This window comes from Campylobacter concisus (assembly GCF_050447445.1).
In the GTDB taxonomy this organism is placed as follows: Bacteria; Campylobacterota; Campylobacteria; order Campylobacterales; family Campylobacteraceae; genus Campylobacter_A; species Campylobacter_A concisus_BI.
Genome location: NZ_JALMFW010000001.1, coordinates 880,751 through 894,692, shown reverse-complemented (window position 1 = coordinate 894,692; position 13,942 = coordinate 880,751). Strand labels below are relative to the sequence as shown.

At 40.4% G+C, this 13,942-nt stretch carries 9 protein-coding genes and 1 pseudogene; 6 read left to right on the top strand and 4 right to left on the bottom strand.

Annotated features, from left to right (window positions below; genetic code table 11):
* Positions 1 to 8 precede the first annotated feature (8 nt).
* Positions 9 to 242, bottom strand: coding sequence for a cell division protein ZapB (locus MTT30_RS04680; protein WP_021091279.1), 234 nt, complete (start codon positions 240 to 242; stop codon positions 9 to 11).
* Positions 243 to 367: 125 nt separating this feature from the next.
* Between MTT30_RS04680 and uvrB the strand changes: the two genes are divergently transcribed.
* Positions 368 to 2,344 carry an excinuclease ABC subunit UvrB gene (gene uvrB / locus MTT30_RS04675; protein ID WP_429801155.1) on the top strand — a complete coding sequence of 659 codons (1,977 nt, stop codon included), beginning with the start codon at positions 368 to 370 and terminating at the stop codon, positions 2,342 to 2,344.
* A 394-nt stretch (positions 2,345 to 2,738) separates the two neighbouring features.
* Here the strand turns inward: uvrB and MTT30_RS04670 are convergent, their stop codons facing one another.
* From MTT30_RS04670 to MTT30_RS04660, 3 genes are all read right to left on the bottom strand, one after another.
* Positions 2,739 to 4,106, bottom strand: a complete 1,368-nt coding sequence (locus MTT30_RS04670; protein ID WP_429801154.1) for a hypothetical protein — start codon at positions 4,104 to 4,106, stop codon at positions 2,739 to 2,741.
* A gap of 253 nt (positions 4,107 to 4,359) precedes the next feature.
* Positions 4,360 to 5,367: an MFS transporter gene (locus MTT30_RS04665; protein WP_429801153.1), complete on the bottom strand. Its 1,008-nt coding sequence runs from the start codon at positions 5,365 to 5,367 to the stop codon at positions 4,360 to 4,362.
* Positions 5,368 to 7,911, bottom strand: a complete 2,544-nt coding sequence (locus MTT30_RS04660; RefSeq protein ID WP_429801152.1) for a tryptophanyl-tRNA synthetase — start codon at positions 7,909 to 7,911, stop codon at positions 5,368 to 5,370.
* Between the two features lie 168 nt (positions 7,912 to 8,079).
* On the opposite strand from MTT30_RS04660, the gene groES reads away from it, so the two are divergent.
* From groES to MTT30_RS04635, 5 genes and pseudogenes are all read left to right on the top strand, one after another.
* Positions 8,080 to 8,340 carry a co-chaperone GroES gene (gene groES / locus MTT30_RS04655; protein WP_103582931.1) on the top strand — a complete coding sequence of 87 codons (261 nt, stop codon included), beginning with the start codon at positions 8,080 to 8,082 and terminating at the stop codon, positions 8,338 to 8,340.
* Between the two features lie 17 nt (positions 8,341 to 8,357).
* On the top strand, positions 8,358 to 9,992 hold the full coding sequence (groL, locus tag MTT30_RS04650; RefSeq protein ID WP_429801151.1) for a chaperonin GroEL: 1,635 nt from the start codon (positions 8,358 to 8,360) through the stop codon (positions 9,990 to 9,992).
* 128 nt (positions 9,993 to 10,120) lie between these two features.
* Positions 10,121 to 11,521, top strand: coding sequence for a phosphomannomutase/phosphoglucomutase (locus MTT30_RS04645; protein WP_429801150.1), 1,401 nt, complete (start codon positions 10,121 to 10,123; stop codon positions 11,519 to 11,521).
* A 2-nt stretch (positions 11,522 to 11,523) separates the two neighbouring features.
* Positions 11,524 to 12,868, top strand: a pseudogene (locus MTT30_RS04640) (mannose-1-phosphate guanylyltransferase/mannose-6-phosphate isomerase).
* Between the two features lie 32 nt (positions 12,869 to 12,900).
* Complete coding sequence (locus MTT30_RS04635) at positions 12,901 to 13,935, top strand: GDP-mannose 4,6-dehydratase (protein ID WP_103628384.1); 1,035 nt, start codon at positions 12,901 to 12,903, stop codon at positions 13,933 to 13,935.
* Positions 13,936 to 13,942 lie beyond the last annotated feature (7 nt).

The window sequence follows — 13,942 nt, the reverse complement described above, 5'->3', positions numbered from 1 at the left end:
AGCCAAGCTTATCTGCCAAGGACAGCTTCGATTTTTCTCATTACATCGTCAGCTTCGGTATTTTTCTTGTCAAGATCCTCTTCTAAACGCATGATTTGATTGCTTTTTGCCTCATTTTGTGCTTTTAAAGTTACGATCTCATTACGCAACTCTTCGTTCGTTTTGCAAAGTTCGTCATATTTTGTGATCAGGTCATTTACTTTATCGCTTAGTGTGGTTAAGATCGCATTATCTTCAAACATAAAAGTTCCTTTAAAATAATAATTAGGCTCGTATTCTAACACGCAGAGGCTAAATTCTTATTAAAATTCTCATTTGACAAAGTACTATCTTTGCTATAAAATTCTCCCAAATTTAAAGGCGATCAATGAGTAAATTTGAAATTTCATCTAAATTTAGCCCAAGCAGTGACCAAGCAAGAGCGATAAAAGAGATAGTAAAAAGTGTAAAATCAGGTAACAAATATCAAACACTTTTAGGTGTCACAGGATCTGGCAAGACCTTTACCATGGCAAACGTCATACGTGAGCTAAATATGCCAACTCTGATAATGACGCATAACAAATCCTTAGCTGCGCAGCTTTATAGCGAATTTAAGGGCTTTTTCCCAAAAAATCATGTCGAGTACTTCATAAGCTACTACGACTACTACCAGCCAGAGGCCTACATCCCAAGAAGCGACCTATATATAGAAAAGGATAGCTCGGTAAATGAGGAGCTTGAGCGCTTGCGTCTCTCTGCAACGGCTAGCTTGCTAAGCTTTGATGATGTGATCTGCGTGGCATCAGTCTCTGCAAACTACGGACTTGGCAATCCAAGCGAGTATAAGGGGATGGTGGCATATCTTAACGTGGGCGAGAAAATAAGCCAAAGAAAGCTTTTAGAACAGCTTGTGGATATGGGCTATAAGCGCAATGACAACTACTTTGATAGGGGGGATTTTCGTGTAAATGGCGACGTGGTTGATATTTATCCAGCTTACTATAACGACGAAGCCCTAAGAGTTGAGTTTTTTGGCGATGAGATCGATGCGATGTATCATTTTGACGTGCTTGATAACAAGAGGCTAAAAGATATCTCTAAATTTACGCTCTACGCCACCAGCCAGTTCATCGTGGGTGCTGATAGGCTAAAGATCGCTATGAAAGAGATCGAAGAGGAGCTTGATATTCGTTTAAAAGAGTTTAACGAGCAGGGCAAGCTAGTAGAGGCACAGAGGCTAAAGCAGAGGGTGGAGTTTGACCTTGAGATGATGGCAAGCACTGGTATGTGCAAAGGTATCGAAAACTACGCATGCCACCTAACTGGACAAAAGGCTGGAGAGACGCCGTATTCGATGTTTGACTACTTTGAGATAAGTGGCAAAGACTATCTTGTTATCGTCGATGAGAGTCACGTGAGTTTGCCGCAGTTTAGGGGCATGTACGCAGGCGATAGGAGCCGTAAAGAGGTGCTTGTGGAGTATGGATTTCGCTTGCCATCAGCGCTTGATAACAGACCGCTTAAATTTGACGAGTTTATAAGCAAAAAGGCGAAATTTCTCTTTGTCTCAGCCACGCCAAACGAGTATGAACTTGGTATCAGTCAGGGGCACGTCTATGAGCAGATTTTGCGACCTACTGGGCTGCTTGATCCTCTCATTGAGATAAAAGATAGTGACAATCAAGTCGAGGCGCTATTTGACGAAGCAAAGGCGGTGATCGCTAGAGGTGAGCGCGTGCTAGTTACGGTGCTAACTAAAAAGATGGCCGAGGAGCTAAGCCGCTACTACATCGAGCTTGGCGTCAAGGTCAAGTATATGCACTCAGACATCGACGCGATCGAGCGAAATGAGATCATTAGAGGGCTTAGAAGTGGCGAATTTGACATGCTAATAGGCATAAATTTGCTCCGTGAGGGGCTGGACCTACCAGAGGTGAGCCTGATAGCGATCATGGATGCTGATAAAGAGGGCTTTTTGCGCTCGACAACGAGCCTTATACAGACGATGGGGCGCGCAGCTAGAAATGTAAATGGCAAGGTGCTAATGTTTGCCAAAAAGATCACGCACTCGATGAAAGAGGCGATCGATACGACGACAGCTAGGCGTAAATTTCAAGATGAATACAACAAAGCTCACGGCATAACGCCGCACTCTGCAAGCAGGAATATCGAAGAGAGCTTGCACGTCGAAGATGATGGTGAAATTTATAAACGCGGTAAAAATTTAGAGAAGATGCCAGCAAGTGAGCGAGCAGCGATCGTAAAAGAGCTAAGAAAGCAGATGCTTGAAGCGGCGGCGCAGCTGGAGTTTGAGAAGGCGGCGGCGCTACGTGATGAGATAGCAAAGATGAGAAAAATATAAGTGTTGTCTTTTGTGTATCTTTAAATGAGCTTGCTAAAATTTTGCTCGACAGACTATGTGTCTAGTCTGCGCAAATTTTAACTGCACAACATTTAAATCTATCACAAAATACTGCCATTATATAAATTTAAATTTTAATGTTGCTCACATTTAATATTATATATGCTCCCTTGTTTTTGCTCATCCGCCTTGTCTAAAACAAAAAATTTCTTGTCTTTGGCGATTTGTCTTTTTCTGCTATACGTCGTTAAAATTTCACTCTACATCAGTCACATACTATATGTATGCTCCTTTGTATCGTAAAATTTCGCTTCGTCTCCTCATAGCGAAGCCAAAGACAAAAATTATCTTGTCTTTAGCTGTTTAAACTATAAATTTATCGCCAAATGCCGTTTTATGATCTATCCTGCTCTCTTGTGTCTTTTTTCACGCTATACCAAGCAATTAGTAAAAAGAAAAACTCTGCTATATTAAAAAGGTCTATGTTTTTGGTTAAAAGGCCTATAAAGTCTGGTTTACCTGGAAATAGTAGTGCTAAAAGTATGACTGAACTTACCACAAACAATATAAAATTTATCCAAAATAGCCTACTTTTAGTTGCACTCACTAATCTTGTTGTAAATAAAAATAAAAATACTGTAGCTAACAAATGAGCAAATACTCCAATGTATAAGATTGTATTGGCACTAGAAACTAAAGATTTAATTGAGGCATTGTGCGTACCAAAGATATTTAAAAAATTATAATCGTAAGCATATATATACATGTAGTCAGTTGTTGCTTTTGCTATTGTAAATATCACAAAAAGGATGGAGAAAAATAAGAAATTTGTATGCAGTCTTATCTCATTTAACGTACGTGCTATCTGCTTAATGGCAGAGCAAATAACCGCTAATATTATCGCGTAAGCAAGAGGCTTTATAAATATTATTGGTCGAAGTGACATTCTTTCTTGATGTGCTAATAAATATTCAAAAAATATATAGTAAAAAAATGTTGCAACAAGGCCAACTAAACAGGCTTTCACGGCTAATTGGCTTGGAGATTTGATAGTAGTCACGTTTAAAATCCCATCTTCGATAGTTACTTGAATTTCGTCACTACTTGCTTGTGTCTTTAGTCGCCACCATGCGATTAAAGCAAGAAAGAAAGCTCCAATATCAATATAATTATAAATTTTGTGATCAATTTTAATAAAGTAGCTTGCTATGTGAGATGCGCCAAATAACGCATAAGCCCAAAACATTTTTTCTTTTGTTATTTTTCCTAATTTTGCGATAGATATAAATAAAAATAGTGATGCTGTTACGAATAATACTCTCAATAAATAGCTACGATAAATAAATAGCTGTTTAAACAGGTCATGATTATACATGATCTCTTCGTCGCTATAAAAATAATTCAATATCGTAAAGATAAAATCATCATGGTTAAAATTTCTTTCTCCTAGATACATAACAATTTTAAAAGTCAAAAGAGTTAAAATGACATATATCAAAATGAAAATAGTAAAAATTTTAAAATATGTTCTTAGTTTTGAGGAATTATAAATAGAGCATATCAATGAAATAGCAAAAAATAAAAGTAGCCAACTGATAGAGTCGCAGCATGCTTTGATGATAAGACTGAAATCACGATCAAGGGTTTTGTAAAGCCCTGAAACGAAAACTAGATACTTAAATATCGCCACAATACAAGATATAATCCCCAACTCTCTGGCACTTTTTAACATATATTTTTTTTCTTGTTGTAACGGTTCCAAATTTACTCCTTAAATTAAATTAGTTATTTTATTGTAATTAGTCTAAAAAATATTTAAATATTTTAAATCAGGTTAATTTATTTTAATTTGGTATTTATTTATCTCGTGACTGGCCTTAAAAAGTAGCTAGAAACCGCGCATATAAGCGATACTACTGCGATAAAGTAAAATGAGTGTATAAGGCTAAAGATGTCAGCGATTTTGCCGATGACCGTCGCAAATATGCCGCCGATTGTTATGCTAAGGCCAAGCGTTACGCCTGACTAAACCTATAAGCTGATCTGATTTGGCAAATAAAGCTGTGCAAATGGGTTGAAGGGCTAAAAGATAGGCTGATGTAGCCACTCACGCACATGGAGGCCGCGAGAAATAGCGCGTAGCTGTCAATAAAGAGCATTAGCACGACTAGCGGTGCGGCGATGCTTAGGCTTATTTTGATGAGTCTAACTAGGCCGTATCTATCCGCTAGCGCTCCGCCAAATAGCGTAGAGATCGCACCTGCAGCAAAAAACATACTTAAATTTACATTTGCAGCCTCTTTGCTAAGACCAAAAATTTTGATGAGGTAGATGCTGAAAAATGCCGCAAAGCCAAAAGCGACGATAGAGCGTGAAAATATACACATACAAAGCCTTAAAAATGCGCCCAGATCGTCTTTTAGAGCGCTTGTTTTTTGTGAAATTTGCTTTTTATGACTGCCTTCTAGCGCTTTTATAAATTTGCCCTTTTTAAGGTATAAAAGTGTTAGAAAAATTTGTGGGATTATAAAGACCAGCGTCCCTTTTAGGCCAAAATTTCCCACAAAAATGGCAACTAAAATGGGTTCAACTGCAAAGCCGACATTACCACCAAAAGAAAATATGCTTATGCTTTTGGCTCTATTTTTGGCGTTTGAGGCGTAGTTTACGATCCTTGCGGCGCTTGGGTGAAAGAGCGCGGCACCGATACCGCTTATCATCACACAGACCAAGATGAGGTAGTAGTTTGTGACAAAGCCAGTGAGGCTCATGCCCCCGCCCGCAAGCAGCAGCCCAAGCGGGATGACGTATGGTAGCTCTTTTTTGTCGCTTAAGCGGCCGATAAGCGGTTGGATGAGCGAGCTTGCTAAATTTGTGGCGGTCACGAGCGAGGCGGCCGTAGCGTAGTCGTAGTGGTAGCTCGCGATGAAAAATGGCAGCATCGCGCCAAGCGCACTTTGGTTTATGTCGCTACAAAAGTGCCCAAGCCCCATTAGATACTTTAAATTTTCCGCCTTTTTCATCTAAAATAGCCCTTTTAAAAGCCCCTTTAAATTTTGCTTTTCGCCGTTTGTGCTCTCATCATCTTTGCCAAGCTTTTTATCTAAAAATCTACCTATCTCCTTTTTGACCTTATTTTCAAGATATTGCGATCTGACGTCGTATTTTAGCTTGTCCGTCGTGCCTGAAATTTGCACGTTTAGATCGGTCTTTTCTAGCCTGCAAACAAGCGGCGCGTTAAGCATTTTTGTCGCGGTATTGTAAGTGCCGCCTGTAACCTTTATATCGCTCTTTGGCGAGCTTAAATTTACGTTGAAAACGACGTTATCGCCCTTTATATCGCCGTAAATTTTGCCGTCTTTGTAAATTTCTTTTGTGATGTCCTTGCCGGTGAAGGTTTTTATATTGTTTGTGAGATTTGTGCTGGCTAGGTGACCCTCTTTTAGCAAGATGTCAAATTTACCGAGCTTTTGCTTTGTTTCGTAGTCAAATTTAGCATCGCCGTTGCCATCATATAGATGATCTAGCCCCAAAGTCTGCGTTAGTCCCTTGACTTCGAAGTTTTTTAGCACCGCATCAAGCGCACCACCTTTGTAGTTTGCCTCTAGTTTGCCCTTGAATAGATCATCTGAAGTGGCTTTCACGCTTAGATCATCCACTTTGCCCTCTGCCGTTACGAGGGCTGCAAATTTACCGTGAAGCTCGCGACCAGCTAAAAATGCAAGCTTGTTTAGCTCTGAAACTACCGCTTGAAGTTTTAAGCTTAGCGTGCTTTTACCCACGTCAAAACTGCCATCTATGCCCTTTATATCAGCTAGCGAGCTAAGAAAGTCGCCGCTAAATTTCGCTATGTCGCCTTTATAGTTTAGGCTCAAATTTGAGCTAAATTTCTCATTTTCAGGGAATTTTTTATCAAGCATTTTGCTAAGCGCTGCGGCGTTAAATTTACCATCATTTAAAGCGATCGTTGCAGCAACGCTTGGACTTTTACTAAAGATGTTTTGCCCCTTTGTCTGGACATTTGCCTTGGCGTTTGCCAGTCTGTCGTTGCCGCTAAGTGCCAAGATCTCTCCTAACTGCGCCTCTTTTAGGCTAAGATCAAGATTTTCATTTTTTATGGTGGCGTTTAGCTTGCCAGCAAAGGCATCGCCGCCTAAATTTAGCTCATCTATCTTGCTATCTTTGAGCCTCACATCGCCCACAAGCGCCATCTTTGAGCCAACCTCAAAGCCACTAACCGCTTTAAATTTCTCAGGGTCGCTAATGAGCAGGGCAAATTTGCTAAAAATTTGGCTGTTTTTTAGGTCAAAAACGCCCTTTACATCCTTTAACTCGCCAAGGTCGCTAAGCACATTTGCTTCAAAATTTACAAGCTCACCTTTTGCTGTGGCGCCGCCTTTTAGCTCAAATTTCGCCGCATTTTTAAGCTTTGCAAGACCATTATCTATAAGACCGTTTTTTATCTCAAATTTAGCCTCGCCCGCAAGCTTTTTTAGCTCGTCAAAGCCACTAAAATTTGCGTTTAAATTTATCTGCCCGTCTGCGTAGCTAGGCTGCAAGGCAAGCGCTAGAAGCTCTTTTAGCTTGATGTTAGTTGCATTTAGGGCTAAGTTTTTGCTATCAAAATTTGCATTTATCTTGCCGCCAAGGCCGTTTATCTCAGCTTTTAGGTTTTGAAGGGCACTTTCTTGCATTAAAATTTCGCCGTTTGCATCCACGGCGCCACTTAGCTGTTGCCCAAAAAGCTTACCAAAAAGGGCAAGATCAGGCACGTTTAGCAAAAAGTCGCTCTTTAAATTTTTGCTAGCTAGATCATAAGTCGTCTCATTTGCTTTTAAAGTGGCTTCAGGCGCAATGATAAGGGTTTTTGCGCTCACTTTTTCATTTGCAAATTTAGCATTTACTCCGCCTTTAAAGTTTATATCTTTTGCTAAATTTAGCCCAAATTCATTTTTTAGAATTTCTTTGTTTATCGTTGCACCGCTTGCTAAAATTTGAGCGTTAATGATGGGCTCATTTTTCTCATCAACCCCCTGCATGTTGCTCGTTAGATCAAGCTTGCCGCTAGCTAAATTTGGCTTTTGCGCCAGAGCTGAGATCTCAGAAAGCTCGATATTTTTAGCGTCAAGATTTAGAGCTTTTGGCAGGTAGTCTTTTAAATTTGCGTTTAAATTTATATTTGAGCCAAGCGCCGTGCCAGTGGCCGCTAGCTTGAAGTCGCTAAATTTACCGGCCACATTTGCCTTAAGTGCGACATCTTTTTTTAGTCCAAGCTCGCTAGCCTTTGCCTTGTCGGCGTTTATATCTATGTTTAAGTTCATACTTTGAGCAAGCAAGGAAAGCTCGCCATTTGCCTTTAAATTTATGGCATCCATCACGGTCGCTTCTAAATTTAGCGTGCTAAGCCCAAGGTTAAAGTCTTTAAATTTGACATCGATACCACGAGCTAGCGCCTCTTTTTCTATTTTGCTGGCTATAAATTTATTACCAAAAGAGCTAAATATAAAGCCAAAAATGCAAAGGATTATCAGCGCCAAAGCCGCTACTAAATAGGCTATTTTTTTCATAAATTTCCTTTATATTAGTTTTACATATCATAAAACTTTAGTGTAAGTGACTAAAGTTTTAATAAATTTTAACTATAAATTATTGACTTTTTTAGAAAAAAGTGCTAGGATCTCATCACTCAAAAATAAAGAGTGCTAAAAAAGACAATTAAACTAAAAGGATGAACAATGAATTTTCAACCATTAGGCAAGCGTGTTCTAGTCGAACGTGTAGAAGAGACAAAGACCACAGCTTCAGGCATTATTATACCTGATAACGCAAAAGAAAAACCTTTAAGCGGTGAGGTAAAAGCAGTCGGTGCTGAAGTAGAGGGTATAAAAGTTGGTGATAAAGTTGTATTTGCAAAATACGGTGGCACTGAGATAAATTTAGATGATAAAACATATCTTGTTTTAAACATCGACGACGTTTTAGGTGTGATTAAATAATTTAAAAAGGAAAAACAATGGCAAAAGAAATTTTTTACTCTGATGATGCAAGAAATCGCCTATACGAGGGCGTAAAAAAACTAAATGATGCAGTTAAAGTTACGATGGGGCCAAGAGGCAGAAATGTCCTTATCCAAAAGAGCTTTGGCGCTCCAAATATCACAAAAGACGGCGTTAGCGTTGCAAAAGAGATCGAGCTAAAAGATACTATCGAAAACATGGGTGCAAGCCTAGTTAGAGAAGTAGCAAGCAAGACAAATGACCAAGCAGGTGACGGTACTACAACAGCGACCGTACTAGCTCATGCGATATTTAAAGAGGGCCTTAGAAACGTAACTGCTGGTGCAAACCCTATCGAAGTAAAACGCGGCATGGATAAAGAAGTAGTAGCGCTTATCGAAGAGCTAAAAAACATTTCTAAAAAAGTTTCTGGCTCAAAAGAGATCGCTCAGATCGCTACTATCTCTGCAAACTCAGACGAGAGTATTGGCAAACTTATCGCTGATGCGATGGAAAAAGTCGGCAAAGATGGCGTCATAACAGTAGAGGAGGCAAAGTCTATCCAAGACGAGCTAAGCGTTGTTGAGGGTATGCAGTTTGACCGCGGATATCTAAGCCCATACTTCATCACAAACCCTGAAAAGATGCAAGTTGAGCTAAGCAATCCATTTATATTGCTATTTGACAAGAAGATCACAAATTTAAAAGATCTACTCCCTGTGCTTGAGCAAATACAAAAGAGTGGCAAACCACTTCTAATCATCGCTGAAGATATCGAGGGGGAGGCACTTGCAACACTTGTTGTAAATAAACTTCGCGGTGTGCTAAACATCTCAGCTGTAAAAGCTCCTGGCTTTGGCGACAGAAGAAAAGCAATGCTTGAAGATATCGCTATCTTAACAGGTGGTGAAGTTATCAGTGAAGAGCTAGGCAGAACACTAGAGAGTGCTACTATAAACGACCTTGGACAAGCTTCAAGCGTAGTTATCGACAAAGACAACACAACTATCGTAAATGGTGCAGGTGAAAAGTCAGCGATCGACGCTAGAATAACTCAGATCAAAGCGCAAATCGCTGAGACAACAAGCGACTATGACAAAGAAAAACTTCAAGAGCGCCTTGCAAAACTAAGCGGCGGCGTGGCAGTTATCAAAGTAGGTGCTGCGACTGAAACTGAGATGAAAGAGAAAAAAGACCGCGTTGATGACGCTCTAAGCGCTACTCGCGCAGCTGTTGAAGAGGGTATTGTTGTGGGCGGCGGCTCAGCGCTTATCCTTGCTTCAAAGAGCGTTAAGTTAAATTTACAAGGAGATGAGGCAATCGGTGCCGAGATCGTTAGAAGAGCGCTTCGTGCCCCACTTCGCCAGATAGCTGAGAATGCTGGCTTTGACGCTGGCGTGGTAGCAAATGCTGTTGAAGTAAGCAAAGATGCAAATTTTGGCTTTAACGCTGCAACTGGCGAATATGTAGATATGTTTGAAGCTGGTATCATTGATCCAGTGAAAGTTGAGAGAGTTGCGCTTCAAAACGCTGTTAGCGTGGCTAGCTTGCTACTAACGACTGAGGCAACTATCAGCGAGATAAAAGAAGAAAAAGCAATGCCTGCAATGCCTGACATGGGCGGAATGGGTGGTATGGGCGGCATGATGTAAGCCCAAATTTACCCGACTCTTCGTCGGGTAAATCTCTAAAGTCTCAAATTTATAAAATGACTAGAATTAATAAAAATTTAATTTTTTTTATCTATAATTCCAAAGTTACTTAATAAAAAGATAAATTTATGATAGAAGAAATTTTTAGAGAATACGATATACGCGGGATTTTCGGGCAAGATTTAAACGAAACTAGCGTCAAGGCGATCGGGTTAAATTTGGGCCGAGAAATGCTACGACGAGGCGCAAAAAACGTTAGTGTGGGGTATGATGCTAGGCTAAGTGCAAATGAGATTTTTGGCTGGCTGGTTAGCGGGCTAAATTTAGCCGGGATCAAGGTCTATGGTATCGGCTTACTGCCGACGCCGGTCGGGTATTTTAGCGTGTTTTCGGATAAATTTGACGCAAACGTAATGATAACCGGCTCTCATAATCCAAAAGAGTACAACGGCTTTAAAATCACGATTTTTAAGGATAGTTACTTCGGCGAGGATTTGCAAAAGTTAAAAGTCGCCGTGCTAGCAGACATCGCGGCAAAAACTCAAATCCCCGATGATTTGAGAGCCGAGAAATTCGACATCACGACGCCTTATAAAAATTTTCTTATAGAACAGTTTGCACATCTAAAAGCCTTGCCGCTTAAAATCGTCATCGACTGCGCAAACGGAGCGGTCGGAGCGGTTCTGCCCGAAATTTGCGAGGCGTTAAATTTGAACGCTCAAATTTTATATGCCCAGCCCAACGGCAACTTCCCAAACCATCATCCAGACCCTAGCGAGGAGAAAAATTTAAGCGATTTAAAAGCCGCACTAAAGGGCGAATTTGACATAGGGTTTGGTTTTGACGGCGACGGCGACCGTATCGCGGTTCTGACCAAAAAACGCAACATAAAAGGCGACGAGCTAGCATATCTATATAGCCTTGCGATGAAAAGTCCGCGAGTTCTCGGCGAGGTAAAATGCTCGCAAAATATGTACGACGAGATCGACGTTCACGGCGGCAAAAGCTTTATGGGTAAGACCGGCCACAGTAACATCAAAAAGGCGATGAAGGAGCTAAATATCGACATGGCGGCCGAGGTGAGCGGGCATATTTTCTTTAAGGAGCGGTATTTTGGCTTTGACGACGCGACGTACGCGATGTTTCGCGCGCTAGAGCTGGTTGCAAAGGGCTTTAACCTAGACGGCGAGCTCGATAAACTGCCAAAGGTTTTTAGTACCGACGAGATCAAGGTAAAAACGACCGATGCGCAAAAATTTAAGCTGGTTGCAAAGCTAAAAGAGGTTTTGGTTGAAATTTATGAGAAAGGTGACGCGCAAAATTTGCTAGCAGGTCTAGGCAAGATAGCCGAAATAATTGACATAGACGGCGTTAGAGTGAGATTTGAGGACGGCAGCTGGGCGCTAGTGCGAGCCTCGAATACTACGCCGGTTATCGTTACGAGATTTGAGACCAAGGATCAAAATTTGCTTGTAAAATTACAAGAAACATTTTTAAATTTGGTTGAAAATTTAAAGCAAAAGGCGTAAAAATGACAAACGTTATACTTTGCGGATGTTCGGGCACGAGACTTTGGCCGCTATTTCGCACTTTAATGCCAAAGCAATTTATTAGGCTTCTTAACGGCAAATCTCTCTTTGACCTTACGCTTAGACGCAACATGCACGCGCAAAAAACGATCATCGTTTGCAATGAGGCGCACTATTTTTTGGCGCTTGATGAATGCGGAAGTAAAAAAATAGACAAATTTACCCTCGAGCCTTTCGGTAAAAACACTGCCGCGGCGATTACGTTTGCCGCGCTTTGCTGCGATGAGGACGAAATTTTACTAGTTACTCCAAGCGACCATCTAATCGAGAATGAAGCGGAGTACAAAAAAGCGCTTTTGATCGCGCAAAGCTACGCAAGTCAGGGCTTTTATCGACGTTTGGCATAAAGCCTTGCGAGCCAAACACGGGTTACGGCTACATCAAGGCCGATAAAAACGGCGACGTGGAGCGGTTTATCGAAAAGTCCAACCTTGAAACCGCGACTAAATTTATAAAAGAGGTCGGATATTATTTTAACAGCGGTATGTTTTGCTTTAAGGCGGGCGTGTTTTTAAGCGAGATAAAAAAATACGCGCCAAGTATCGTAAAAGACGTTATTGCGGCGATAGAGGGCTCGGCGAACGAACCGAATTTGCTAAAAATAAGTCCGAATTTTATGGATAAGATCGAAGAGATATCAGCATCGACTATGCGCTAATGCAAAAAAGCCTAAATATCAAAATGGTACCTCTTGATGCGGGCTGGAGCGATATGGGTAGCTTTGACGAGCTGAGTAAAAAGATAAAAAATATCGGCGAATCGCTACAAATAGGCGCAAGCGAAAATTTTATCCTAACCAAAAAACCCACCGCGCTCGTGGATGTGCAAAATTTGCTCGTAGTCGATACCAAAGACGCGCTTTTGATCGCCAAAAAAGGCAGTTCGCAAAAGGTAAAAGAGGTTTATAAGCACTTTTCAAATTCATTTCCTAAAATTTGCGAAGCGCGCACGAGCGTATACCGTCCGTGGGGTAGCTACGAGGTGCTGCGAGGGTAGCGGCTATAAGATGAAAAAGATAGTGGTTAAACCCGGCAAAAGACTGAGCTTGCAAAAGCATCTTTATAGAAGCGAACACTGGACGGTTGTATCTGGTGTGGCAACCGTAACCGTAAGAGGCGAAATTAGACTAGTTGAGTCAAACGAATCGACATATATAAAAACAGGAGAAGTTCATCGTTTGGCAAACAATGGTAATATGCCGGTTATTTTAATAGAGGTGCAAGTGGGGGGGAGTATATAGGAGAAGATGATATTATTAGGATAGAAGACGATTTTGATAGAAATTGATAAATAAAAATTTTATATAAAAGGATTATATAGTGGGTAAAGTGGCGTTAATTACCGGTATTACAGGGCAGGTTGGTTCACAGATGGCTGATTTTTTGCTAGAAAATACTAGCTATGAGATAGTTGGAATGATGCGTTGGCAAGAACCTATGGATAATTTATATCATCTAAATGACAGGATAAATAAAAAGGATAGGATTAGTATATACTATGCTGATTTGAATGATTATGCATCAATTAATAGGATGATTAATGCAGTGAGACCAAATGTAATATTTCATTTGGCTGCACAATCATTTCCAAAAACATCTTTTAATATTCCAATAGAAACACTACAGACGAATATCATAGGAACTGCTAGCCTGCTGGAAGTTATTAGACAATTTAAAGAGACAGATGGTTATGACCCAGTGGTTCACATCTGTTCTTCGAGTGAGGTTTATGGTAGAGCAAAGCCTGGTGAAAAACTAAATGAAGATACTAAATTTCATGGAGCAAGCCCATACAGTATTAGTAAAATTGGAACCGATTATTTGGGTAGATTTTATGGCGAAGCTTATAATATAAAAACTTTTATAACTAGAATGGGGACGCACACTGGGCCTAGAAGAAGCGACGTATTTTTTGAAAGTACAGTTGCAAAACAGATCGCACTAATAGAAGCTGGGCTACAAGAGCCAGTTATCAAGGTTGGAAATTTGTCAAGCGTTAGAACTTTTCAGGATGCAAGGGATGCTGTTAGGGCTTATTATCTTTTATCATTAGAGAGCGAAAAGGGGAATATTCCTTGTGGCGAGGCGTTTAATATTGCTGGTGAAGAAGCCTATAAATTGCCAGAAGTTGTAGATTTATTAATCGGTTATAGCACCATGAAGGATAAAATAAGGGTTGAAACGGATACAGACAGATTAAGGCCGATAGATGCGGATTATCAAATGTTTGATAATACCAAAATTAGACAATTTATAGATTGGAAACCTGAAATACCGACCAAAAAAATGTTCTTAGATCTACTGAATCACTGGAGGGATGAGATTTCAAAAGGTAAGATTCCTTTAAATAGATAAATATAGC

What these genes read in the sequence shown, in the direction of transcription:
- MTT30_RS04680 (WP_021091279.1), bottom strand. Translation starts at nt 242, where the DNA reads ATGTTTGAAGATAATGCGATCTTAACCACACTAAGCGATAAAGTAAAT.
- uvrB (WP_429801155.1), top strand. Translation starts at nt 368, where the DNA reads ATGAGTAAATTTGAAATTTCATCTAAATTTAGCCCAAGCAGTGACCAA.
- MTT30_RS04665 (WP_429801153.1), bottom strand. Translation starts at nt 5,367, where the DNA reads ATGAAAAAGGCGGAAAATTTAAAGTATCTAATGGGGCTTGGGCACTTT.
- MTT30_RS04660 (WP_429801152.1), bottom strand. Translation starts at nt 7,911, where the DNA reads ATGAAAAAAATAGCCTATTTAGTAGCGGCTTTGGCGCTGATAATCCTT.
- groES (WP_103582931.1), top strand. Translation starts at nt 8,080, where the DNA reads ATGAATTTTCAACCATTAGGCAAGCGTGTTCTAGTCGAACGTGTAGAA.
- groL (WP_429801151.1), top strand. Translation starts at nt 8,358, where the DNA reads ATGGCAAAAGAAATTTTTTACTCTGATGATGCAAGAAATCGCCTATAC.
- MTT30_RS04645 (WP_429801150.1), top strand. Translation starts at nt 10,121, where the DNA reads ATGATAGAAGAAATTTTTAGAGAATACGATATACGCGGGATTTTCGGG.